Annotated in this window: 27 protein-coding genes; 20 read left to right on the top strand and 7 right to left on the bottom strand. The window is 52.6% G+C overall.

Annotated elements, in window-relative coordinates:
* Positions 1 to 19: 19 nt before the first annotated feature.
* From FMM01_RS12955 to FMM01_RS12995, 9 genes are all read left to right on the top strand, one after another.
* Positions 20 to 475, top strand: a complete 456-nt coding sequence (locus FMM01_RS12955; protein WP_146995170.1) for a MerR family transcriptional regulator — start codon at positions 20 to 22, stop codon at positions 473 to 475.
* 71 nt (positions 476 to 546) lie between these two features.
* Complete coding sequence (locus FMM01_RS12960; protein WP_150392797.1) at positions 547 to 1,479, top strand: ATP-binding cassette domain-containing protein; 933 nt, start codon at positions 547 to 549, stop codon at positions 1,477 to 1,479.
* Positions 1,472 to 2,185: an ABC transporter permease gene (locus tag FMM01_RS12965; RefSeq protein ID WP_150392798.1), complete on the top strand. Its 714-nt coding sequence runs from the start codon at positions 1,472 to 1,474 to the stop codon at positions 2,183 to 2,185. Before FMM01_RS12960 ends, FMM01_RS12965 begins: the two co-directional genes overlap by 8 nt.
* A gap of 22 nt (positions 2,186 to 2,207) precedes the next feature.
* On the top strand, positions 2,208 to 2,921 hold the full coding sequence (locus tag FMM01_RS12970) for an ABC transporter permease (RefSeq protein ID WP_150392799.1): 714 nt from the start codon (positions 2,208 to 2,210) through the stop codon (positions 2,919 to 2,921).
* A gap of 143 nt (positions 2,922 to 3,064) precedes the next feature.
* Entirely contained in the window at positions 3,065 to 3,565 is a 501-nt protein-coding gene (locus tag FMM01_RS12975; protein ID WP_150392800.1) for an EXLDI protein, read from the top strand.
* A 114-nt stretch (positions 3,566 to 3,679) separates the two neighbouring features.
* Complete coding sequence (locus FMM01_RS16670) at positions 3,680 to 3,904, top strand: TMEM175 family protein (protein WP_419555031.1); 225 nt, start codon at positions 3,680 to 3,682, stop codon at positions 3,902 to 3,904.
* 299 nt (positions 3,905 to 4,203) lie between these two features.
* A complete protein-coding gene (locus tag FMM01_RS12985; RefSeq protein ID WP_150391459.1) occupies positions 4,204 to 5,262 on the top strand; it encodes an IS30 family transposase in 1,059 nt (352 codons plus the stop codon).
* A gap of 206 nt (positions 5,263 to 5,468) precedes the next feature.
* The gene (locus FMM01_RS12990; protein ID WP_150392801.1) at positions 5,469 to 5,714 is read left to right on the top strand and encodes a DUF3781 domain-containing protein; all 246 of its coding nucleotides are present in this window, start codon (positions 5,469 to 5,471) and stop codon (positions 5,712 to 5,714) included.
* Positions 5,715 to 5,901: 187 nt separating this feature from the next.
* Positions 5,902 to 6,480, top strand: a complete 579-nt coding sequence (locus FMM01_RS12995; protein WP_263405112.1) for a DJ-1/PfpI family protein — start codon at positions 5,902 to 5,904, stop codon at positions 6,478 to 6,480.
* 111 nt (positions 6,481 to 6,591) lie between these two features.
* Here the strand turns inward: FMM01_RS12995 and FMM01_RS13000 are convergent, their stop codons facing one another.
* The 7 genes from FMM01_RS13000 to FMM01_RS13025 all read right to left on the bottom strand — a co-directional run bounded on the left by FMM01_RS13000 (position 6,592) and on the right by FMM01_RS13025 (position 11,247).
* Entirely contained in the window at positions 6,592 to 7,245 is a 654-nt protein-coding gene (locus tag FMM01_RS13000; protein ID WP_150392802.1) for a hypothetical protein, read from the bottom strand.
* Between the two features lie 40 nt (positions 7,246 to 7,285).
* Positions 7,286 to 8,212, bottom strand: a complete 927-nt coding sequence (locus FMM01_RS13005) for a sensor histidine kinase (RefSeq protein ID WP_150392803.1) — start codon at positions 8,210 to 8,212, stop codon at positions 7,286 to 7,288.
* Between the two features lie 2 nt (positions 8,213 to 8,214).
* Positions 8,215 to 8,892, bottom strand: a complete 678-nt coding sequence (locus FMM01_RS13010; protein WP_150392804.1) for a response regulator transcription factor — start codon at positions 8,890 to 8,892, stop codon at positions 8,215 to 8,217.
* Positions 8,893 to 8,990: 98 nt separating this feature from the next.
* On the bottom strand, positions 8,991 to 9,998 hold the full coding sequence (locus FMM01_RS13015) for an agmatine deiminase family protein (RefSeq protein WP_223849949.1): 1,008 nt from the start codon (positions 9,996 to 9,998) through the stop codon (positions 8,991 to 8,993).
* Between the two features lie 140 nt (positions 9,999 to 10,138).
* Positions 10,139 to 10,306, bottom strand: coding sequence for a hypothetical protein (locus FMM01_RS16335; protein WP_186810245.1), 168 nt, complete (start codon positions 10,304 to 10,306; stop codon positions 10,139 to 10,141).
* Position 10,307: 1 nt separating this feature from the next.
* The gene (locus tag FMM01_RS13020) at positions 10,308 to 10,790 is read right to left on the bottom strand and encodes an NUDIX hydrolase (RefSeq protein WP_063516113.1); all 483 of its coding nucleotides are present in this window, start codon (positions 10,788 to 10,790) and stop codon (positions 10,308 to 10,310) included.
* A 73-nt stretch (positions 10,791 to 10,863) separates the two neighbouring features.
* Positions 10,864 to 11,247: a hypothetical protein gene (locus FMM01_RS13025; RefSeq protein WP_150392805.1), complete on the bottom strand. Its 384-nt coding sequence runs from the start codon at positions 11,245 to 11,247 to the stop codon at positions 10,864 to 10,866.
* 205 nt (positions 11,248 to 11,452) lie between these two features.
* On the opposite strand from FMM01_RS13025, the gene sdaAB reads away from it, so the two are divergent.
* The 11 genes from sdaAB to FMM01_RS13080 all read left to right on the top strand — a co-directional run bounded on the left by sdaAB (position 11,453) and on the right by FMM01_RS13080 (position 22,189).
* Positions 11,453 to 12,118, top strand: coding sequence for an L-serine ammonia-lyase, iron-sulfur-dependent subunit beta (gene sdaAB / locus FMM01_RS13030; protein ID WP_150392806.1), 666 nt, complete (start codon positions 11,453 to 11,455; stop codon positions 12,116 to 12,118).
* A 14-nt stretch (positions 12,119 to 12,132) separates the two neighbouring features.
* Complete coding sequence (sdaAA, locus tag FMM01_RS13035; RefSeq protein ID WP_150392807.1) at positions 12,133 to 13,002, top strand: L-serine ammonia-lyase, iron-sulfur-dependent, subunit alpha; 870 nt, start codon at positions 12,133 to 12,135, stop codon at positions 13,000 to 13,002.
* A complete protein-coding gene (locus FMM01_RS13040) occupies positions 12,999 to 13,481 on the top strand; it encodes a kinase (RefSeq protein WP_150392808.1) in 483 nt (160 codons plus the stop codon). The genes sdaAA and FMM01_RS13040 overlap by 4 nt, the downstream gene beginning before the upstream one ends.
* Positions 13,482 to 13,640: 159 nt before the next feature.
* On the top strand, positions 13,641 to 15,653 hold the full coding sequence (locus tag FMM01_RS13045; RefSeq protein ID WP_146995182.1) for a DHH family phosphoesterase: 2,013 nt from the start codon (positions 13,641 to 13,643) through the stop codon (positions 15,651 to 15,653).
* A gap of 27 nt (positions 15,654 to 15,680) precedes the next feature.
* The gene (gene rplI, locus FMM01_RS13050; protein WP_027828796.1) at positions 15,681 to 16,136 is read left to right on the top strand and encodes a 50S ribosomal protein L9; all 456 of its coding nucleotides are present in this window, start codon (positions 15,681 to 15,683) and stop codon (positions 16,134 to 16,136) included.
* Between the two features lie 41 nt (positions 16,137 to 16,177).
* Entirely contained in the window at positions 16,178 to 17,587 is a 1,410-nt protein-coding gene (gene dnaB / locus FMM01_RS13055; protein WP_027828795.1) for a replicative DNA helicase, read from the top strand.
* Between the two features lie 175 nt (positions 17,588 to 17,762).
* Entirely contained in the window at positions 17,763 to 19,067 is a 1,305-nt protein-coding gene (locus FMM01_RS13060) for an adenylosuccinate synthase (protein WP_027828794.1), read from the top strand.
* Positions 19,068 to 19,198: 131 nt separating this feature from the next.
* Positions 19,199 to 20,128 carry an ABC transporter ATP-binding protein gene (locus tag FMM01_RS13065; RefSeq protein ID WP_190973371.1) on the top strand — a complete coding sequence of 310 codons (930 nt, stop codon included), beginning with the start codon at positions 19,199 to 19,201 and terminating at the stop codon, positions 20,126 to 20,128.
* A complete protein-coding gene (locus FMM01_RS13070; RefSeq protein WP_150392810.1) occupies positions 20,125 to 20,877 on the top strand; it encodes an ABC transporter permease in 753 nt (250 codons plus the stop codon). The genes FMM01_RS13065 and FMM01_RS13070 overlap by 4 nt, the downstream gene beginning before the upstream one ends.
* A 138-nt stretch (positions 20,878 to 21,015) precedes the next feature.
* Positions 21,016 to 21,384, top strand: a complete 369-nt coding sequence (locus tag FMM01_RS13075) for a PadR family transcriptional regulator (protein ID WP_027828792.1) — start codon at positions 21,016 to 21,018, stop codon at positions 21,382 to 21,384.
* Positions 21,356 to 22,189 (top strand): DUF1129 domain-containing protein, encoded by an 834-nt coding sequence (locus FMM01_RS13080; RefSeq protein WP_146993871.1) that lies wholly within the window; start codon positions 21,356 to 21,358, stop codon positions 22,187 to 22,189. Before FMM01_RS13075 ends, FMM01_RS13080 begins: the two co-directional genes overlap by 29 nt.
* Positions 22,190 to 22,201: the final 12 nt, after the last annotated feature.

Raw genomic sequence — 22,201 nt, forward strand, 5'->3', positions numbered from 1 at the left:
TCCCCCGGAGGTGTATTGAATGACTTATTCGATTAAAGAAGCAGCGGCCTTGACCGGCCTATCAGTTTATACGCTGCGGTTTTATGACCAGCAGGGATTATTGCCCTTTGTGGGCCGCAATCAAGCAGGCTACCGCGTGTTTACTGATTCTGACCTGAATATGCTGCATACGATTTGCTGCTTGAAAAATACCAACATGGCCATTAAAGAAATTCGGCAATACGTTGCTTACTGCATGGCTGGTCCGACGACGATTCCCGCGCGGCAGGAATTATTAGCCAAGCAGCGGGCAGCCGTGTTGGCTGAACAGCGTCGACTGACGGCCAATCTCAAGGAGATTGACTACAAGCTGGACATCTATCAGGCCCCAGATGCAGTGGCAATCATTACCCAGGAGCGCCAATACGTGCAGGCAGAAAAAGCGGCGGCTGGATTACCGGATCCTTATGCCGCAGCCGAATTAAGAGATAGTTAATACTCGAATTAAGAGTCGCTTTATCCTTGGCCGATATAGTAGAACCATCAAGTCATCACGGAGGCAACCACATGGATGTTGTATTAGAAGCAAGAAACGTCACCAAGCAGTACCCGCAACAATTAGCCTTGGATAATCTGAACTTAACGGTGCACCAGGGGGATATTTACGGTCTGGTCGGGCGCAATGGGGCCGGCAAGACCACCCTGTTGAAGACTTTACTGCAATTGATCGCCCCGACCGCTGGTACCGTGACTCTTTTCGGGGAACCGGTGGATCAAGCGCATATTGCAATGTTGCGGCGAGTGGGATCGATCATTGAAACTCCGTCGGCCTTTGGCGAATTGACGGCATTAGAAAACATGCGCTATTTCTGCTTAGCCCAGGGCATCGTCACACCCCATGCCGCGGAAGACAGTCTTCAGTTTGTCGGCCTCACTGGTACCGGCAAGAAGAAAGTAAAGAATTTCTCCTTAGGGATGAAACAAAAACTGGGCTTGGCCTTGGCGATTCTGAAGAAACCGGATCTGCTGTTATTGGACGAACCGATCAACGGCTTGGACCCCATTGCGATCGCAGATTTTCGCCAATTATTACTGAAGCTGAATCGAGAACAAAATACGACGATCCTGATTTCCAGTCATATTCTGGACGAACTATTCCATCTCGCCACTCGGTTTGGCTTCATCGACCAGGGCCGGATGGTGCGGGAGCTGACGAAGGATGAGTTCGTGGCGGAAACCGCCCAGTATATTCGCATCGAGACCAGTGATATGCCGGCCTTGACCCGGGCGCTGACCAATGCCCAAGTGACCCACTTCAAAGTGGTCGCCCCCAAAGAGCTGCATGTGTTTGACGAGAAGCGATCGATCAGCGCGCTGAACCAGGCGCTGGTCAGTGCGGGCGTCCCGGTCACGGGGATCAGCCAGGAAGGCCAAAACTTGGAGGATTACTTCAAAATGCTGCTCAGCGACACCCACCAGGAGGTGCGTCAGGATGCTTAACTTGATGCGGGCCGATTTTTACCGTCTGCGGCATTCCCGCAGTTTGCTGATTTGGGAAGTGCTGATTTTAGGCTTTACAATCTTCACCACAGTGAATTGGAGCCGAGAAAAGCACCTCACCGGCTGGTTGGGAGTCCAGCTGATTAACAACAGCGGCGGTTTGTTTCTCTGGCTGCTGCCGTTGATCATGATGACGGTCGGGCATGATTTCTCCCAACAGTTATTGAAAGATACGCTGACCATGGGTATTTCTCGCCGCCAGTATTTCTTGAGTAAAATGGTGACCACGGTGATTGTGATTGCGCTGCAATTATTGGCCTTGCAGCTCATTGCGTTCACTGGCGGCGTTATCGCTGGCGGCTTAGGCCCGGTGCAGTGGGGCGACTGGCTGGCGCAGTTCCTGGTGTATGTCCTGCTGGTCACCACTGAAATCACGGTGATCACGATGATTCTGTATTGGAGCAATAGCACCACGGCCGCTATCTCTGTGGGCTTCTTGGCGCTTTTGGTGATTGCCATTCTCCATATCCAGTTTGTCAATCTGGAGATTCTGCATTACGTCGATTGGATCGTGTCCATCAGCCAGCTTAGGACAGTGCACATCAATAGCTTGGGCACCATCGCGAAACCGGTGATTGGCGCGGCAGTGTTGGTGATCGGCGGCGGCATCTTGAATGCTTGGCGCTTTGAGAAAATGAGTCTTTAACGCCGCTTAGGGGGCTGTCACAGTGATTAATCTGATGCGTGCTGATTTTTACCGCTTGCGCCATTCCCGCGCCTTGCTGATCTGGGAAATTTTGATTGGCGGGGTGACGGCGGTCAAGACAATTGATTGGGGCCTGAAGCGCAACCTCACCGGCTGGTTGGCCGTGCGGTTGGTCAATAACAGCGCCAGCCTGTTTATCTGGCTCCTGCCGCTGGTGATGATGGTAGTCGGCCATGATTTCTCCCAAGGACTGTTGAAAGACACCTTGACCATTGGTATTTCCCGCCGTCGCTACTTTCTCAGTAAAATGGCGACCATGGGGCTGATCACACTGCTGCAACTGCTCATGGCCCAACTCATCGCTTTCTTGGGGGGCGTCATATTCGGCGGCGCGGGGCCGGTGCAGTGGGCCGATTGGCTGGCCCAGCTGCTGGTCTACGTGGTCATTGCATTCACGGAAGTGACCACGATCACGCTGGTCCTGTATTGGAGCGGCAGTACGACCGCGGCGCTGGCGGTGGGATTTCTGGCGCTGCTGGCCATTGCCATTCTGCATGTGCAGTTCGGCCATATCAGCCTGTTTGCTTACACCGATTGGATGCTGGCGATTAACCGGCTGACGACGGTGCACAGCAACACGCTGGGCGCCATGACGAAGCCGGTCATTGGCGCGGCCGCGCTGGTGATTGGCGGCGGCATCGTGAATGGGCTGCGGTTTGAGAAAATGAGTTTGTAGCTATGATCAGGTAAGCAAAATCCTTCTGAAGCGCATTCCTGTCAGAAGGATTTTTTTGCGACCTGAAAAATTTACTTAAAGGATTGTTTTTTCAGAACATATATGTATACTTACACGTTAAAAATGGAACGGAGTGATTTCCCATGGCAAACAAAACTGTGTACTTCTCCACGGATGACACCAAGTTCATTGATGACGCGCTGCCGCACTTGGGCATGAGCCTATCGCAGGCCCTGTTCCAAGGATTTCAGCTATTGGTTAAAAAACATCAGGCCTACCAACAGAATTTCAGCGAGATCAAGCTCAGTGTGGGCCAATTTGGGATTCAGCAGCATAAAGTTTTCTGGGGTCGGAAGCTCTATACGGTGCAAGTGCCGAGCACGGACCAGACGATGATCGAGAGTAAGCGGGTCTATCAGACAAAGGGCGGCAAGTTTGTGTATTATACCCGCTTGGATCCGAATTTGAATTATTGGAATACGCCGCAAAGTGCGGCGTCGGGGATTGTTCCCGACACCACCAAGAGTGCGAAGAAATTCCAGATCGTTGACCGCTTGGACGACTTGCAAGCGGCGTTGGGGACTGATGTCATCAACCAAATCAAAGCCAGCCAGACTCAGCCAATTGAATATCTCGATATCTGAGTGATTATTGGCATGAGTTCAGCAGAGCTTTTAAAGGAGATTTTGTAATGTCCAAGTCCCGCCTTGAAGCCTTTACCGATGGGGTTATTGCCATCGTACTGACGCTGTTAGTAAATACCTGATCCGCCTACCTGGCAGTCCTTATGGGCGATCAGACTCGATTTTTTAGCCTATGTCCTGTCATTTGCTTTCGTGGCCGTCATTTGGGTGAATCATCATCATATTTTTCAGCTGGCTGACCAGGTGGAATACCCGCGTCGTTTGGGCCGACGTTTTCTGGCTCTTTTGGTTAACATTGGCCCCAGCGGTCACGATTTGGACTGGCGACCATCCCTTTGATCGAGTGCCGGAGCTGGCTTATGCGTTTGTCTTTATGATGTGGAGCATTTCATTCGGCCTTTTGAATCACGAATTGCTGAAAATTCATGGCCCTAATTCGCGGTTGGTGCAGACTCTTGGTCACGATAAACGGACAGAGATTTCAATGATTATTAATGTCGCTAGTTTTATTGGTGTGCCGGATTTAAAATTGAAGTGCAACACCGATTGAGTTAGACCAATCGACCGGGTTGATTTAACAAAATAGGCCATGAAGACCTATCCTTGAAGCGACTAAACTACCAAGAAAGGTGACCTTCATGACCCACAATCAGTCTAACAGTCTCGGCTCGTACACTCAACTCACAGAGGGCGAGCGCGGAATAATTGATGCGCTTTGGCACTCCCATGAATATTCCATTCGCGATATTGCACACATCATCCATCATTCCCCTAGTACGGTAAGCCGTGAGCTTAAGCGCGGCCGAGTCCAGCAACGGGATTCGAATTATCATTACTACAAGGATTACTTCTTTGATGCTGCCCAACGACAACACGAAGAACGACAGACCCATTCCCACGCCAAGAGCATGTTGGAGAAGTGTACCTACTTCTTTAACTGGCTGACCGCTCAGATCAAGAAGCATGCGTATCGTGAACAAAGTATTGATGGGTACGTGCATCAGTTCCAGCAACTCTGGCCTAATCGTTCGTGCCCCTCAACGCCGACCGTGTATCGCTACATTGATGCCGGACTGTTGTCAGTGACCAACATGGATCTGCCTGAGAAGTTGCGGCGTCGCGAGAAAAGGCCAGGCCGTAGTCATGCGCGTAAGAATAAACGCATCGCTGGAACGTCCATCGACAAGCGGCCCAAACAAATCAATAACCGCTGGTTTGTTGGTGACTGGGAAGGCGACCTGGTGAAGGGGAAGCGTTCTGCCGACCAACCAGCATTACTCACCCTGACAGAACGTGTCACACGTTATGAGCTGATCTACAAGATCCCAAACTATCACGCCCGGACTTGCTTAGAGGCCATGCAATACGTTCTGAACACACATGATCCTTATCTATTCCACTCCATCACCTTCGACAACGGTTCTGAGTTCGCCCTCTTGGACCAACTCAGAGGAACAAAGATCTACTACTGCCATCCCTATACACCCAGTGAACGTGGCAGTAACGAGAATGCCAACGGCTTGATTCGAGAATTCATTCCAAAGGGTCAATCACTATGGGAAGTCTCTAAGGAGAAGATTCGTAAGAGCCAAGATGTCTTAAACCACCGGTTAAGGAAGTGCCTTGGATACCGCAGCGCAATCGCGGCGCTCCAGGCCTCCCCCCTGGGCCTGGAGGAATCCCTGCCCACTACCTAAACCAATTCACACTAAACCAATTCACATGGATGAGTCTTCACTGTTGCACTTAATTTGACAATTCGGGGTTTTATTGGTGTCTTCTTTTTCCCGATTCTAGGATTGATCGGTCGGCTTTTAGTGACTGTGCTTTGGGTGCGGCTGCCTAATAATAGGGACGAGGGGTCTGAATCTTGAAGAAAGCCGCAACTGAGGAGCGACGACAAATGACTGTAGATAATGAACTGCTGAAAAATTTAGACAGACTGCATACGACTGAATTGGGCGTTGTGCGCATCAAGAGAAATTTAGCCGTCGATACGGATGATGTTGTGAGCCTCTGTGCGGCCAAAATCAGTTCCTCTCAGGCAGTGATTGAGAGAACTGGTAAGAATTGGTACGTTAGCGTAGACGGTGCCGTAATTGTGGTGAACGCCCACAGTTTTACTATTATTACAGCGCACAGGAAATGATTATTGGGGGTTGGTTGCTGGCAATCTCAACCTGTCCTTGCTGGCGGGGCGGCGCTGCTGTTCTAGTTGGCAGAAAATCGTCAGGATTGAATAACAATCGCTAAGTATCGTGTTATAGTGGGAACGTATGGTCAGGATTTAATCGTACAGTGAACTCAGAAAGAAGGTCCCACTAACGAAGAAAGCAATTTTTGTGATGATGGATGATTATGCCGATTGGGAAGGTGCCTATTTGGCCCGGATGCTGAATACTGCACCTGACTGGACAGTCAAAACTGCCTCAGCACAAAAGGTGATCCATTCTATCGGTGGTTTTACGACCCAGATGGATTATCAAATCGATCAGATTCCCAGCGAGTGTGCATTACTCGTGCTGATTGGCGGTAACTCCTGGGCTGTCAATAATGAGCCGTTGAAACAATTGATTATCAGTCGGCTACATACTGACCAACCGGTGGCAGCAATTTGCGGTGCCGTGGATTACTTAGCACGAAATGGGCTTTTGAATCAGTATCAGCACACAGGCAACGCCAAATATCTCTGGCGGGACTATCGCGCGTACCAAAACCAGAATGGCTTTCTGGCACAACAGGCCGTATGGGATCGCAACCTCGTTACGGCAAATGGGACGGCGGTGCTGGACTTTACTGAAGCAACGCTCAAAATGATTCGGTTTAAGTCAGCTGAACAGGTGCATCAGGATGTCGATCTTTATCGGCTGGGCTTCTACGAGTATTGTCAGAAATATGGGAATCCTTTTGTATAACAAGACAAGCTATCGCGAATGAGAGCTAGAATGTACAGAATTCGAGGCTCCCACCAATCCTGATTACGGGATTGGTGGGAGCCTCTTCGGGATACTCAATTCAAAGCGCCACTACAGGAAAAAAACGACGTCCAGGGTATCTTTGTCGCCGTTAATCGTGAGCCCTGGAAGAGAGACAGAAAACGGTGTGCCGTTTGTGTTTTGAAGAATCGTGGCCATTAGTAGAGTTAATCTAGGCAGCCCATCGTATTGGGTTGCGAGTTCAATGAGTTTCGGGAAGCTGATCGGGGTTGGACTGGTTGTGTGAGGCATACCCGGAATCGCCACCATTTTGACTTTTCGCTTATCAAATTCGTGCATCGTCGCATAAATATCAAATAACTTGGGATACTGGTCGGCTGCGATCGTCCAGGTATCGGATTCGCCCACGGTTTGTTTAAACGAAATGGATAACTTATTCAGCATCCCCGTCATTTCCTCACTCGGATCAGTGAGAAACACCACGGCATCACCGTAATGCCAATCACTGGGCCAATGTATTAGGTTCTGAAGCAGTATTGTGTTGATCTGGAAGCCTTCCGTGTACCGGCGTTCCATATGATGAGTAAAGAGGTTGTACTCAGATTCGGGCAAGAGAAATACTTGTTCTGTGCTCATAGTGACCGGATTTGCGGCCTGATACTGTTTGGGCAGAAGGGTCCGCTCACTAACTGGTATACCAATCAAGTGCTTATCTGGCAGTGGGTATACGTTAATTACTTTCATTGGGCATGGCCTCCGATACAAGTTTTGGGCTGCTGCCGGTTCAGGGTGCTTTCGGCGTTGAAGCAATCCGCTGCGGCAGGGTCACTGTGGCGGTGAAGGCGGTGGCTGTAGTGGTTAATGCTAGTTGTCCCTGCATCAATTCCGCTAAGTGTTGGGTAATATATAACCCTAAGCCGGAGTTGCCCGTTTGCCCCGCCAGGTCCTCGGTATAGAAGCGGTCAGTCAGCCGCTCCAAGTGCGTAATGGGGTGGGCGATGCCATTGGTCACAGTGAGCGTGATGGCGGGTGCCGCGGGGTGTTGGGATAAGGTGACGTGCAAAGTTTTAATCCCATGGGTCAGCGCATTGCCCAGCAGATTCTGGATAATGCGCCGGGTCTTTTCTTGATCCAGATGGACCAGGACGCCGCTGGTGATTTGCGGGGTGACAGTGAAACCGGCTGTTTGCAAGGCGTCATAGAGCGTGAGCAGCGCGTTTTGGACCAGGGCCGACAGGTCAAAATCCTCGGCCTGCACGGTCAAGCGGTGTTCTGTGATCCGGTTGTATTCCAACAGAGATTCCAAGTGGGTATTGACGGTCTCCAGATTTTGTTCGGCCTGGGTGAGGACCTGCTGAGCTTTAGCGGGCGGCAGCTTTTCTTCGCTGAGGTACTGCACGTAGCCGCTGGCAACGGTCAATGGGGTCCGTAAATCGTGGGAAATATTATTGATCGCCTGATCGATTTGTTTCGCCACAGCGGCGTTGTCGGCCCGCTCCTGGCGCTGATCAGTCAACAGCGTGTTGATGGCGTTGGCGAGGTTGACGATGAACGGATTGCGGCTGGCCGTACGGACGTCGTTGTTGGTGCGGCTGGCCGCGATACTGTTGACCTGGTGCCGCAAATCGCGGATTGCCAGCAAAATGTATACTAAATAAGCGAGGCACGCGCCAGCCATGGCGATGAGGAGGATCCAGCCGATTGTCGTCATCGCTAGACCAGCTTTACGCCAATACCCCAGACCGTGGCGATGTGCTCCTGGTCTGGGTCGAGTTGGCGTAGTTTTTTGCGCAGGTTAGTGAGATGGACGTTGACGGTATTTTCATCCCCATAATAAGGTTCGTGCCACACTTGGGTGTACAGGGCTTCCTTGCTGAAAACCTGGCCGGGATGCTGGAAAAGGAGTTTCAAAATGTCGAATTCCTTCTTTTTAAGGTCGACTGATTGGTCCTGCCAATGGAGGGTATAGTCCTTCTCAGCCAAGGTGAACGGGCCAAACGAAACCGCCGCCGGAGCGGCGCTCGTTGCGGACGCCGCGTTTTGCCGCAGCGCGACGACGATCCGGGCCTTCAACTCCTTGATGTTGAACGGTTTGGTGACATAATCCGTTGCGCCAGCCATTAATAGCCGCGCGATGTCGTCTTTATCACTCAACGCCGTCAGCATAATGATTGGGGTCGTCAAAGTCTGCCGCAGATCGTGCAGCACTGCCTCGCCATTTTTCCCCGGCAGCATGCGGTCCAGCAGGATCAAATCGAACGCCTGCTGCTGAGTTTGGAGCAGGCCCTCGGTACCCGAATAGGCTTTGGTGATGGTGTACGTGTCGCCCAGGACAGTGTCCAGCATCGCGCCGATGTCGAAATTGTCGTCAATTAAGAGAATTCGTTCCATGGTCACGTCTTTCTTTCTCGCGTTGCGGGGTATCGTTAATGATAGTGTACCAGTTTTGGCTGCCCGGTGGCGGTCAGAAAGAAAGGGCCTGGACCTGATTAATGGGCCGGCATCAGCCGCGCCGGTACGTCCCATGTTAGGCAGTGCACGGAACCGCCGGTGGTGGAAATTTTGGCCACGTCAATGGGCACGACCTTCTTCGCTGTATGGGCGCGTATAATTTTGAGTACCTGCTGATCAGCCGGCAGATCGTAATGCGGTACGTAAATCGTGTCCGGTGTTTCCAGCATATTGATATACAACCCCTTGGCGGAGGCAATTTTACGATCATATTGACCCTTGGCGGTGTAAGCCGAAGGCAGGATGACGAATTTGGCGGCGGGCAGCTCGGCCTTGATGCGGCGTTCAACGGTGTGTACCAGGACGTCATCGCCGGAGAAGTCGCTGACGTACAGCGTCCGGGCATTGATAAATTTGACCATCCCGTCGGCGTGACCGAGCACATCGCCCGGTTCAGCGGGAATAATGATCACGTGGCTGACGTTCAACTGGTATTTCAACTCACTGACGATTTCCTGCCGGGACCACTCGGGATTATCCTTGAAGACGTGTTCGGTCAAAATAACGGTATCGTGCCCATTCCAGACCAAATTTCCGCCATCCAGTACCAGGTCGCTGGTGCGGTATTGAAAATGCATCTGCTTTAACCAAGCGCGAAAGCGGGTGTCCAAATAGGTGCGGTCGGCCTTGGCCAGGTAGCTGGGCGCGTAGCGGAATTTCACCATACGGGTGGTGATCACTGGCGCCACGTCCCGGAGCCAAATGTCGTCGTAGGTGAAGCGGCTGGTGGGCTGGTTTAAGTGTTGTTTGGTGATGGTGACCACCGGTGCAGCCGAAGCGTTCAGCTGGGCACTGAAACTTTTCAACGCCCCAGCAAAGGGTCGGTAGTAGCCATTTGTTTGACTCGGCAGAGCGGTGTAAATCGTTGGTGTGCCCATCTGTTCTCTCCCCGCCTCGGACCGGTGGCGGCCAAGCAGCAGGGCACCACCGATAACAATTGCCAGTACAAAAATGGCGGCATAGACAAGTCCAGTTCGTTTTTCCATTGTATCCTCCTCGGAATATTTGCTGGACTCACCATAGCACGCCATTTTCGTATATTAATTAATAAAAATATTATTCGCGGGGTGCCGGAGAAAATTCGCTATTGACACGTCTGCGTTAATATTTTTATTTAAATAACTGTTTATAACCCATTATGCAGAATGCTGAAAATCACCATCCCGATGATCACCGCCGCCAAAGCAACGCAAATCAGCAAGCCAATGGGATTATGGATATTGATGTTCCAGCCCAGGCCGAAGCTGCGCGGAGTGAAAAGCGGTTCGTGGTTGAAAAATTTCTTTTGGGCCAAATTAATCGCTAGCTTTCTCTTGTTTGTGGTGCTTGCGCCAATCCGCGAAGGCGGCGTGGATCATGTCGGCGGTTTGCTGATTGAGCAGCGGGGGCAGATTGTCTTCATCGAAGTAATCCGTCCCGACGGTTTCGAACTGCTCCTCAGTAATTCGTTTGCCGCCGATGGGGGTGACCGCGAAGAGGGCAGAAATGACCTGGCACTCGTCGCCGTTGGGATAAACGGTGAAGCCTTGGTCGAAAACACCGATCAAATGGTCGATTTTAACTTCCAGACCGCTGTCTTCCTTATATTCCCGCAGCACAGTTTCCCGGAAGGTTTCACCGTATTCCATGAAGCCGCCGGGCAGACTCCAAGTGCGGTTATCGGTACGCTGTTGAATCAGGATTTGCCCCTGGTCGTTAAAAACCGCTCCCCCGGCGGCGTTGAGCAGAATCGGTTTGTGTCCCACTAAGGCGCGGATTTCTTTGATGTAATCTGCCATAAGTCAACCTGCTTTCTGAGTAATTGTCACCAGTTTACCCGATTAATCGGGGCGTGCAAACCATCCCAGTGAGTCACGCCTTTGACCGGTGTTTTGGGGTATTGATAGCCGCGACTAACTTGTTGATTTGCTGGACCGCCGCCGAATAATTTTCTGCCTGTTTATCCGGCAACGCCTTGATTGAATCCAGAATCAAGCGGCCAGCAACGATCAACCGCTCCGCTTCGGCACTGCTAGTGGTCAGAAAAGACACATTGAGAAATATTTCCAAAGTGACGACGGCGTCTTTTTCGCCAGCCAGCGCCTGCTGACTGAGATGGTTAATGGCCACCCGCAGATTGCGGATCTTTCTTTTTTCTTTCCGATGCTCTGTATAATACGGTAGAAATAATGCGACGCTGACGGCCAGCAGTTCGGCCACTGCCGCCGCCCATTCAGAGATTGGTCCCCAGTCCATCAGGCTGCCTCCTCGGGTGAGTGATTTCAATACAAGAAGGCATTATAGTCACGTGGCCACCGAAAGACCAATTTTTCTGAGGTTTATCTTGCGACCAAAGATGAGGCTGGCACAAGGGCTGGCATTAAAGTCTGATTCTTGTTATTTTTATTCTGAAAATGGTGCTAAAATCAGCGTATATCTTGTGCCAAGAACGGAGAGCAAAATGCCAGACGTCAGGTTCCACAGTGTCTTTGATATTATCGGCCCCGTGATGGTCGGTCCCAGCAGTTCCCACACCGCCGGCGCGGCCCGAATCGGGAAAGTGGTCCACGATATTTTCGGCGATACGCCGGAAAAAATCACCGTTTATCTGTATGAATCGTTTGCCAAAACATACCGTGGTCACGGCACCGATGTGGCGATCATCGGTGGTTTGTTGGGCATGGCCCCGGATGATCCGCACCTGCCGGATTCTTTAAAAATCGCCTACGACCGCGGCATCACGGTGGGCTTTGTCCCGAAGAGCGACAAGGTGGACCACCCCAACACTGCCCGCATTGTGCTGAAGAAAGGCGACCGCAAACTGGAGGTCACCGGCGTATCCATTGGCGGCGGCAATATTCAGATCACGGAAATCAACGGCTTCAAGATCACCTTGAGTATGGGTACCCCGACGTACATCACGATCCATGAGGATGTCCCGGGGATGGTCGCCCGCGTGACCCACATTTTTTCTGAAAACAACATCAACATCGGCACCATGACTGTGACCCGTTCGGCCAAGGGGGAGAAAGCCATCATGGTGCTGGAAGTCGATGACTACCAGCCAGGGATTCTCGACCAGTTGAAGCAGCTGCCGCACATGATCAATGCCACCTATTTCGAATAAGGAGTCCGCCAAAAATGTTTTATACGATTAAAGAGCTTGTTGAACAGAGTGCTGATTATCCGTCAGTGGCCGCGATGATGGTGCACATGGAGGTTGAAAATACGACGCGGAGCGCGGACCAGATTCGTCATTTGATGGGTAAAAATCTGGACGTCATGGTGCGTTCGGTCAAAGAGGGCATCGCCGGGGTGAAATCGGTGACCGGGTTGACTGGTATGGAAGCTAAAAAGATGGATCAGTACCTGACCGCCGGCGATTTCCTAAGCGGCCAGCCCATTCTGGAGGCGGTGCGCAATGCCATCGCGGTCAATGAGGTGAATGCCAAAATGGGTCTGATCTGTGCCACGCCCACCGCGGGCAGTGCCGGCGTCTTAGCCGGGGTTTTGCTGGCCGTCCGGGAGCGGCTGGCCATGACCCGGGACCAGCAGATCGATTTTCTCTTCACGGCCGGGGCCTTCGGGCTGGTGATCGCCAATAATGCGGGGATCGCTGGGGCCGAGGGCGGCTGTCAGGAAGAGGTCGGTTCCGCCAGTGCCATGGCCGCCGCCGCGCTGGTCTGTGCCAAGGGCGGCACCGTGGTGCAAGCGGCCAACGCGGTGGCGATGACGCTGCAGAACATGCTGGGGCTGATCTGCGACCCGGTCGCTGGTCTGGTGGAGGTACCCTGTGTGAAACGCAACGCGCTGGGGGCCAGTCAGGCAATGATTTCCGCCGACATGGCGCTGGCCGGGTTGAAGAGTGTGATCCCGGTGGATGAAACGATCGAAGCGATGCGCCGGGTCGGTATGCAAATGCCCAGTGCCTTCAAGGAAACTGCGGAGGGCGGACTGGCCACGACGCCGACGGCCTTGAAATTGAAGCAGCAGATTTTTGGTGACCGATGAGCGATCTGATTATTATCCGCGGCAATTCCGGTTCCGGTAAAACGACGGTGGCCCGGGCGCTGCACGACCGGCTGCCGGGTTCTTTACTGATTGATCAGGATGTGGTCCGGCGGGATATGCTGCAGACCCACGACCACCCAGGCAACCTGAGTATTGATTTAATGGAAACCATCGCCCGCTTTGGCCTGGCCCATGACCAGATCGTGATTCTGGAAGGCATTTTGAGCAAAGCGGTGTACGGCGACATGCTCACCAGCCTGGCTCAGGATTTTGACCGAGCTCAAGCCTACTATTACGATTTAACCTTGGCCGAAACCATTGAGCGCCACCAAACGCGATCCCAAGCCGGGTCGTTTGGCCCAGATGCGCTGGCTAAATGGTTTCTGCCCCATGATGTGCTGGGCTGGCCGGAAGAAGTGCTGATTCCGGCGAGTTGGTCGATTGCCGAGGCAGTGGCCGAGATGAGCGGACAAAAATAAAGCGGCAGTCAATGTTTCACGTGAAACATTGACTGCTTTTTTGATGAAAACTTGGCTTTCCCTTACATGTGTTAAAATAGTCTTAACTATGACGCGATCGTTTACTTGTGCGCGCTGTTTCCAGGCGCCTAACGCGATTCAAAAAGAGGGAAAATATCAATGAAGAACGTGTTCCAACGCATCAAGCTTCCGGCTTTCATGCGGAATGCCCGAGTGATCACGATTTTTGCGATCATTGTGGGCCTAGCGCTGGCGACGATTATTTTGAGCTTCTTCAACTCATTCTGGATCGGCCTGGCGTTGACCATTCTCTTTCTGGCCATGGTCGTCAGTATCTACTACGCCGCCGAGGTCATCACCCAGGACACCCAGAAGTACGTCTCCGACCTGACCTACCGCATCAAGCGAGGGGAGCAGGAAGCGCTGATTCAGATGCCTATTGGCATTCTGTTGTATAACGACCACAAGGAGATTCAGTGGACGAACCCTTTCTTCCAGCAATATATTGGGAAGAAAGACATTCTGGGCAAGACGCTGGATAATGCACTGCCGGACTTAGGTCAGTTTGTCGCCAAGTACAGCGGCGACGACAGTCCCCACCAGATCAAATGGGGGGACAACCAATTTGATATGACCGTCCAGGATGACCTGGGGGTTATTTACTTACTCGACATCACCAAGTACGCCAAGATCGAAGACCAGTTGGCCGCTCAGCAGGTGGCCATTGGGCAGGTGTTCTTGGATAACTATGACGAGATCACCCAATCGATGGATGATCAGGCCATTTCGAATATGAACAACTACGTGACCAACAAGCTGACGGACTGGGCGAATCACTACCACATGTTCCTGAAGCGGGTGGACGATGATCACTTCTTCGTGATGGCTTATATGGCCCGGTTGCAAGAGGCTGAGCACGATAAGTTCAAGATTCTGGACGTTATTCGTCAGGATACATCGAAGCAGAACTATCCATTGACCCTGTCTATCGGCTTTGCCTATGGCAACCCGAACCTGGCCACCTTAGCCAACGATGCCCAATCCAACCTGGACCTGGCCTTGGGCCGGGGCGGCGATCAGGTCGTCGTCAAGGCTCCGGATTCACCGGCCCGCTTCTTTGGCGGCCGGACCAACCCGATGGAGAAACGGACGCGGGTGCGGGCCCGGATGATTTCCCAGGCGTTGCAGGAAATCTTCAAGCAAGTGGATAAAATCTACGTCATGGGCCATGCCCGGCCGGATATGGACGCCATTGGCGCCTCTCTGGGGATTCGCCGAATCGCCGAAATGAATGGCAAGGAATGCGACGTGATCGTCAACGCCAACGACGTCCACTCCGATGTGCAGCGCCTGCTGCACCGGGTGGAAGAACAGCCCGAGGTGGCCAAGCATATTTTGACCCCGACGGAGGCGCTGAATCAGGTAACGGACAAGACGCTGCTGATTCTGGTGGATCATTCCAAACCGTCGATTTCAATCTCGCCGGAACTGTGTCAGCGCCTGTCCCAGCGGCTGATCGTCATCGATCATCACCGGCGGGGCGAGGAGTTCCCAGAGAATCCGATGCTGGTGTATATTGAACCTTACGCCAGTTCGACCTGTGAATTGATCACCGAAATGTTTGAGTACCAGCCGAAAAACGTGCCAGGCTTGAGCAAGCTGGAAGCAACCGCCATGCTGGCCGGGATCACCGTCGATACCCACAGCTTCTCCCTGCGGACCGGGACGCGGACATTCGATGCCGCTTCCTATTTACGGTCGGTTGGTGCAGATAGTACACTAGTACAGGAACTGCTCAAAGAAGACGTCAATAACTTTATCCAGAAGAATCACCTGATCGAGACCATTGAAATGGTGGAACCGAATATGGCACTCTGTACGGGTGAGGAAGATGAAGTCTATGATCCGGTCGTGGCGGCCCAGGCGGCGGACACGCTGCTGTCGCTGGCCGGGATCGAGGCCTCCTTCGTCATCGTCAAGCGCATTGACGGCGTGATCGGCATTTCTGCCCGTTCCCTGGGCAAGGTCAATGTCCAGGTGATCATGGAAAAGATGGGCGGCGGCGGTCACTTATCCAACGCGGCCACGCAAATTAAGGATTCAACCATCGCCCAAGCCCGCCAGCAGTTGAAGGATATCTTGACCCAGCTGGTCGCGGCTGACGAAGAGTAAGACAACAACGAGAAGGGAAGAAAACCAATGAAAGTCATTTTCTTAGAAGACGTACGCGGTAAAGGCAAGCGCGGCGATATTAAGGACGTTCCGGACGGATACGCCCAAAATTTCTTACTGCGGCAAGGCAAGGCCAAGGAAGCAACCCCCCAAGCCATGAGCGAATTGAAAGGCAAGCAGCGCCGGGAAGCACAGCAGCGGGCGGCGGAATTGGCTGAAGCCAAGGAATTCAAGGCGAAGATCGAAGACGATAAGACGATCGTCCAAATTCAATCCAAAGCCGGTGAAGACGCCAAACTGTTCGGCTCCATTCCCAGCAAGCAGATTGCCCAAGCCCTGGATAAGCAATTTGGGCTGAAGGTCGACAAGCGCAAGATCGATCTGCGCGAACCGATTCGGTCTTTAGGGTACACGAATGTCCCGGTTAAACTGGCTCCTGGTGTGGATGCGGTGATCCGGGTCCATGTCACTCAGCAGAATTAATTACCTGGGAAATAATCAATTGAATCGAGGAATCATACGGAGTGAATAACGAGTTGATCGATCGGACGCCACCACAGGATAACGATGCCGAGCAATCCGTTCTCGGCTCCGTTTTTCTATCCCGTGATGCCTTGGTAGAGGCCATGGCCTATGTGACGGCGGACGATTTTTACAAAAAAGCCCACCAATATATCTTCGCGGCGATGGTGGCCCTCACGGATCGCGATGAAGCTATCGATATCGTGACGCTGAAAAACGAGCTCGCCACCCGCCAGCAATTGGCGGACGTGGGCGGAATCACTTATCTGGTCGACCTGGCTAACATCGTACCCACCGCGGCTAACGTGGTGTACTACGCGAAGATCGTCAAGCAGAAAGCGACCCTGCGCAAACTAATCGACACGGCGACCCATATCGTTCAGACCGGGTACAACCCCGACAGCGATGTGGAGGATGTGCTGGATAATGCCGAAAAAGAGATCATGGCGGTCTCGGACACGACCCAGCAAAATGGCTTCAAGCCGATCAGCGATGTCTTAAACGATGCACTGACCAAAGTGACTGAACTGTCGAAGAACAACGATGAGATTACCGGCTTGTCCACCGGTTACCGGGATCTGGACCTGATCACAGCGGGCCTGCACGAGGATGAATTGATTATCCTCGCTGCTCGGCCCGGGGTCGGGAAGACCGCGTTTGCCTTGAATGTCGCCCAAAACGTGGCCACCAAGTCGGACACCTCCGTCGCTATTTTCAGTCTGGAAATGGGGGCAGAACAGCTGGTCAACCGGATGCTCTGTGCGGAAGGCAGTATCGAGGCCAACCACTTGCGGACCGGCCAACTGACCGATAACGAGTGGGAAAGCCTGATTGTCGCCATGGGCAGCTTGTCCAAAGCCCAGATCTTTATTGATGACACGCCGGGGATCAAGATGGCCAACATCCGGGCCAAGGCGCGGCGGCTGGCTAAGGAGCAGGGCAATCTCGGCTTGATCGTCGTCGATTACCTGCAGCTAATCGAAGGCAGCGGTCAAGAGAATCGCCAACAGGAAGTATCGGCAATTTCCCGGCAGCTGAAGATGCTGGCCAAGGAATTGCACGTGCCGGTCATTGCCCTGTCCCAGCTATCTCGGGGCGTGGAACAACGGCAGGATAAACGGCCGGTGCTGTCTGATATTCGGGAATCCGGCTCCATTGAACAGGATGCCGATATCGTCGCTTTCCTGTACCGGGACGATTATTACCGGGATGAGGACGGCGATGATGATGATAATTACGGCGGCGGCGGTGGCGGTAACGCCCCCAGCAGCAGTGAGGACGAAGACTCCGATGCCGGGGTCGTGGAAGTGATCATCGAAAAGAACCGGTCCGGTGCCCGGGGAACGGTGAAGTTGCTGTTTATTAAGTCGTATAACAAGTTCTCGTCGATTTCGTACGCGCAACCGGCGTGATAATGCAGAAAGGCCGCGGGCAGAAATTACCTCGCGGCTTTTCTTTACGAATGATTAGCGAATGCTTGGGACCGGAGATTCGGGTTTGCGTTGCCAAACACATTTAAAACTGATATTATGGTCCGGTGTGAGTTTTGAAGCAGAATGATCAAAATAAAATATGAGGTGGACATTCATGACAGCAACGGTCGTGGTCGGGACCCAATGGGGCGACGAAGGTAAAGGTAAGATTACGGATTTTCTCAGTCAAGGGGCGCAGGCCATCGCGCGGTACCAAGGCGGCGACAACGCGGGACATACCATTAAGACGGACGGCCACACGTACGCGCTGCGGCAGATTCCATCGGGTATCCTGTACCCGGATAAGACGGCCGTGATTGGGAACGGCGTTGTGGTGAACCCTGAGAGTTTGGTCGAAGAGCTGCACCGGCTGCACGATGCCGGCGTGACCACCGATCACCTGAAGATTTCTAACCGGGCCCACGTGATTCTGCCTTACCATATTGAATTGGATAAGCTGCAGGAAACCGCCAAGGGCGCTGACAAGATCGGTACGACCCACCGCGGGATCGGGCCGGCTTATATGGACAAGGCCGCTCGGGTCGGGATTCGTATGGCCGACCTGCTGGAACCGGACACCTTCAAGGAGAAACTGACCGAAAATCTGGCTGCCAAAAATGAGCTGATCACCAAGATCTACAATGGTACGCCTCTGAAGTTTGCGGATATTTATGATAAATTTGTTGAATTCGGCAAGGAACTGGCTCCGTTCGTAACGGATACCAGCGTGGTCCTGAACGACATCCTGGACAGCGGCCACAATGTGCTGTTTGAAGGCGCCCAGGGCACGATGCTGGACATCGACCAGGGGACCTATCCGTACGTGACTTCTTCCAACCCCGCTGCTGGCGTAGGCTCTGGTTCCGGTGTTGGCGTGACCCATATCAACCGCGTCGTTGGGGTGGCCAAGTCTTACACGTCCCGGGTTGGTGATGGCCCGTTCCCGACGGAATTGCTGGATGAAATTGGCGATACGATTCGGGATGCCGGCCATGAGTACGGCGTCGTGACTCACCGCCCCCGCCGGATCGGCTGGTTCGATGCGGTGGTTCTGAAACATGCCAAGCGGGTCGCTGGGCTGACTGATCTGGCCCTGAACTCCGTCGATGTCCTGACGGGATTGAAGACTGTTAAGATCGGCGTCGGTTACAAGCTGCACGGTGAAGTAATTCAGCACTATCCGGCGAGCTTAAAAGAACTGGCAGCCTGCGAGCCGGTTTACGAAGAACTGCCGGGTTGGGATGAAGACATTTCCCATTGCACGACCTTGGCAGAACTGCCGGAAAATGCGCGGAACTATGTTTTGCGGATTCAGGAATTAGTCGGTGTGCCGCTGGTGACTTTCTCCGTAGGGCCGGATCGGGAACAGACTCGCGTGCTGGCAGATGTTTGGGAACAAGAACCGCAATTTGCGCGGTAATTTCATGGTGATTGGGCGCCTTGGCCGTTGGCTGGGGCGCTTTATTTTTTGCATAAAATACCGCGGTATTAAAAAGTCGTGCATTCTGCAGGCGGATTGGCTAAAGTAAGTAAGACAGGGAGGGGATAGTCGTGGATATTTTAACAGCAACGGACGTTACCAAGCAGTATGGTGCGACCACCGTGCTGGATCATCTGAACTTCGCCATTCACCAGGGAGAAATACTGGGTGTATTAGGAAAAAATGGTGCCGGGAAAACCACGTTGATCAAAATCCTGCTCAACTTGATCGATAAAAGCAGCGGAACGGTGGTTTATCATTTTGCCAACGGCGATGTACCTTACGGCAGTCGGGCACTTTACCGTCATGCCTCAGCGGTCTTGGAGTCGGTAGACAATCTATACGACTATTTGACTGGCTGGCAGAATATTCAGTATTTCACGGAGCTGAATGGGCAAAATTTTAAAGCCGTTGCCCCAACGGCAACCAACCTGCTGACGCGGTTCGATCTGCTGGCAGACGCCAACAAACGGGTCGGCCATTATTCCCGGGGAATGAAGCAGAAGTTGGCGATCGTGTGTTGTTTGCTGGCTGATACGGAACTGATTTTCCTGGATGAACCGACCCTTGGGCTGGACTTCATGGCCAGCCATACGCTGATTACCCAGATCAAAGCAATCAATCAAGAATTGGGAAAAACAATCGTCCTGACCTCCCACCAGGCGGATGTGCTGGCCCAATTGGTGGACCGGATTCTGCTCATTGATCAGCATCAAATCCGTTATTTGGGCACTTATGCCGATTTTCGCCAGGGGTATGTGGCGTTTCCCTTTTATATTGAGTTTGCTCTGACTGCACCGCCTACGCCGCCGGCGAACGGGCGGGTGGCGGCGGCCGATCCGGCAAGCTGGCGGGCTGAGTTCACCGATTCGGCGAGTCAGATTGCTTACTTGAAGCTGCTGATCCAGGCAGATGCGCAAATTACCCAGGTGGGACAGACGGAAACATCACTGGATGATATTCTCCAGTCGATTTTTACGGAAAGCGAGGGGAAATCATGATCGTCCATCTTTTTCGGGCCGAGTTTCGCCGGTATTGGGCGGAGTTGAAGACGTATTACCCCGATCAAATCACCAGCGCGGTGATCACCGGTATTATTTTTATGGTGTTTATTTTGTTGAACAACAATCATCAAGACCCGGCTTTCTACATCGGTTTCGCCTACTGGTTTCTGATCAGCTCCCTCATCGGGGAAGCTTCGGAATCGATTTCCATGGAGAAACAATTGGGCACGCTGGATCAGCTGCTGCTCAGGCCGGCGGGGCTGGAAGCCATCTTGGTGGTGAAGACCATTGTTTGGCTGGTGATTAATTTGGTGAAAGTGGTCGTGGTCATTGGGCTGCTATTTGTCATCCTGCGCTTTGATATCGGCTTCCATCCGCTGATTCTGCCGATCTTCGTGCTTACCTGCATTGGTATATTCGGATTTTCGCTATTTTTAGCGGGGTTGACGCTGAAATACACCAAAACGGCATCATTCGAGTCGATTATCTCGTATTTATTGCTTTTCCTCACTGGGTCAATTGTGCCATTAACAGCCTTTCCGGCGTGGCTGCAAGGAGTCGCCGACTTTTTGCCAATTACCTTGGGTATCAACATTTCTCGCCAACTAATCGACCGCGGCACACTGGATATCAGCCAATTGTTCTGGCTGGTGGTCCAGTCGGCGGTTTATGTCCTGATTGGGCATTTGATGTATCGCTACATTTATCATGCCAGTAAACGGTCTGGTATCGATAATGCCTACTAAGCGCAAGTAGAACATCATCCCGGCGAGCAACCGGGATTTTATTTTTTTGAGTATTATGTATTGCATACTAGCCTGCCAGGGAGTATATTATGGATACCAACTAGTTGGCAATACCTAATAGCCGAAAGGAGGGGCAAAATGGCCCAGGATTTGCACAGCCAGATGCTGAAAGGCGTGCTGCAAGGGTGTGTCCTAATTATTCTCAGCCGCGGCGAATACTACGGCTACACGCTGAGCCAGGAGCTGGAGAATTACGGGTTCGCTGAGATTCCCAAGGGGACGATCTATCCGCTGCTGATGGCGCTGGAGAAAAAGGGCCTGATCACCAGTCAAATGCGCCCCTCGCCCGACGGCCCGGACCGGAAATATTATCAAGTGACCGCCGCGGGGACAACCGCCCAAACTGATTTTGTTCAGCAATGGCACCAATTGACCGACCATGTGACCCAGTTATTGACCGCAGAGGAGGGAACCGACCATGACCACGAAGACGAGTCGACTCGCTGATGAAAACAACACTCTCCGGGAACAATTAACCCCGGATAACAAAAAGTATTACGAAGATCTGCTGCTCTATATGCGCACCCGCGCGGTATTGAAAGACAGCGCAGTTATTGAGCAGGAATTACTGACTATTTTGACGGATATTATCGCCGCCCAGCAGGATGGCGTTGCCGCGGTTGATTATTTCGGCAAACAGCCCCAGGAAACGGCGGATGATATTTTAGCGGAAATCCCCAATCACTGGGTCAATATGGTGAAAATGGTGGGCGCCGTTTTGGCCGGCTACTTTTTGATTACGGCAATCCCGTCCCTGACCCTGCCCAGTACGCCGGTGGATATCGGCACCCTGCTGCTCACGGGCGTGTATTTCACTCTTGCTGCTTTAGGCATCGTGACGTATGTTGGCCGGACCACCTACCAAAAGCAGCACCAATGGGGTCGGTGGGGTTGGGTCGTGCGCTGGTTAGCCGCCTGTGTACTGATTGCTCCCGGTTTCCTGCTGACGTTCTTTTTGAAAACACCCTGGCGCATTTATCTGCCTGGACTCATCGGCATTGCACTGATCAGTATTCTGCTGATTGCGCTGGCCGTCGTTTTCTGGCGGCAGGACGATAAAATGATGTGGGCGCCCTTTGTCCCCATCGTCGTGATGATGGCGTTGATTGGCATCGTGACGCGGGTACAAGCCTGGCAAACCTTTTTGTTGAAGACGACGCCGGGTCGGATCGGGTTAGCCGGGGGGCTGGTCGTCGCGCTGCTGCTTTTCTACGGATTGATTTGGCGGATGCTGCGGCGGGCAAAAGACTAAAGGGAGGCGGCC

The organism is Schleiferilactobacillus harbinensis (assembly GCF_008694105.1).
In the GTDB taxonomy this organism is placed as follows: Bacteria; Bacillota; Bacilli; order Lactobacillales; family Lactobacillaceae; genus Schleiferilactobacillus; species Schleiferilactobacillus harbinensis.

Bases quoted from the DNA above. Each gene is read 5' to 3' on its own strand.
- FMM01_RS12960 (WP_150392797.1), top strand. From the start codon at position 547: ATGGATGTTGTATTAGAAGCAAGAAACGTCACCAAGCAGTACCCGCAA.
- FMM01_RS13005 (WP_150392803.1), bottom strand. From the start codon at position 8,212: ATGACGACAATCGGCTGGATCCTCCTCATCGCCATGGCTGGCGCGTGC.
- FMM01_RS12985 (WP_150391459.1), top strand. From the start codon at position 4,204: ATGACCCACAATCAGTCTAACAGTCTCGGCTCGTACACTCAACTCACA.
- FMM01_RS12955 (WP_146995170.1), top strand. From the start codon at position 20: ATGACTTATTCGATTAAAGAAGCAGCGGCCTTGACCGGCCTATCAGTT.
- FMM01_RS13060 (WP_027828794.1), top strand. From the start codon at position 17,763: ATGACAGCAACGGTCGTGGTCGGGACCCAATGGGGCGACGAAGGTAAA.
- FMM01_RS12975 (WP_150392800.1), top strand. From the start codon at position 3,065: ATGGCAAACAAAACTGTGTACTTCTCCACGGATGACACCAAGTTCATT.
- FMM01_RS13000 (WP_150392802.1), bottom strand. From the start codon at position 7,245: ATGAAAGTAATTAACGTATACCCACTGCCAGATAAGCACTTGATTGGT.
- FMM01_RS13070 (WP_150392810.1), top strand. From the start codon at position 20,125: ATGATCGTCCATCTTTTTCGGGCCGAGTTTCGCCGGTATTGGGCGGAG.
- FMM01_RS13040 (WP_150392808.1), top strand. From the start codon at position 12,999: ATGAGCGATCTGATTATTATCCGCGGCAATTCCGGTTCCGGTAAAACG.
- FMM01_RS13045 (WP_146995182.1), top strand. From the start codon at position 13,641: ATGAAGAACGTGTTCCAACGCATCAAGCTTCCGGCTTTCATGCGGAAT.
- FMM01_RS13025 (WP_150392805.1), bottom strand. From the start codon at position 11,247: ATGGACTGGGGACCAATCTCTGAATGGGCGGCGGCAGTGGCCGAACTG.
- FMM01_RS12990 (WP_150392801.1), top strand. From the start codon at position 5,469: ATGACTGTAGATAATGAACTGCTGAAAAATTTAGACAGACTGCATACG.
- FMM01_RS13080 (WP_146993871.1), top strand. From the start codon at position 21,356: ATGACCACGAAGACGAGTCGACTCGCTGATGAAAACAACACTCTCCGG.
- FMM01_RS12965 (WP_150392798.1), top strand. From the start codon at position 1,472: ATGCTTAACTTGATGCGGGCCGATTTTTACCGTCTGCGGCATTCCCGC.
- sdaAB (WP_150392806.1), top strand. From the start codon at position 11,453: ATGCCAGACGTCAGGTTCCACAGTGTCTTTGATATTATCGGCCCCGTG.
- sdaAA (WP_150392807.1), top strand. From the start codon at position 12,133: ATGTTTTATACGATTAAAGAGCTTGTTGAACAGAGTGCTGATTATCCG.
- FMM01_RS13020 (WP_063516113.1), bottom strand. From the start codon at position 10,790: ATGGCAGATTACATCAAAGAAATCCGCGCCTTAGTGGGACACAAACCG.
- FMM01_RS13075 (WP_027828792.1), top strand. From the start codon at position 21,016: ATGGCCCAGGATTTGCACAGCCAGATGCTGAAAGGCGTGCTGCAAGGG.
- rplI (WP_027828796.1), top strand. From the start codon at position 15,681: ATGAAAGTCATTTTCTTAGAAGACGTACGCGGTAAAGGCAAGCGCGGC.
- FMM01_RS13010 (WP_150392804.1), bottom strand. From the start codon at position 8,892: ATGGAACGAATTCTCTTAATTGACGACAATTTCGACATCGGCGCGATG.
- FMM01_RS13015 (WP_223849949.1), bottom strand. From the start codon at position 9,998: ATGGAAAAACGAACTGGACTTGTCTATGCCGCCATTTTTGTACTGGCA.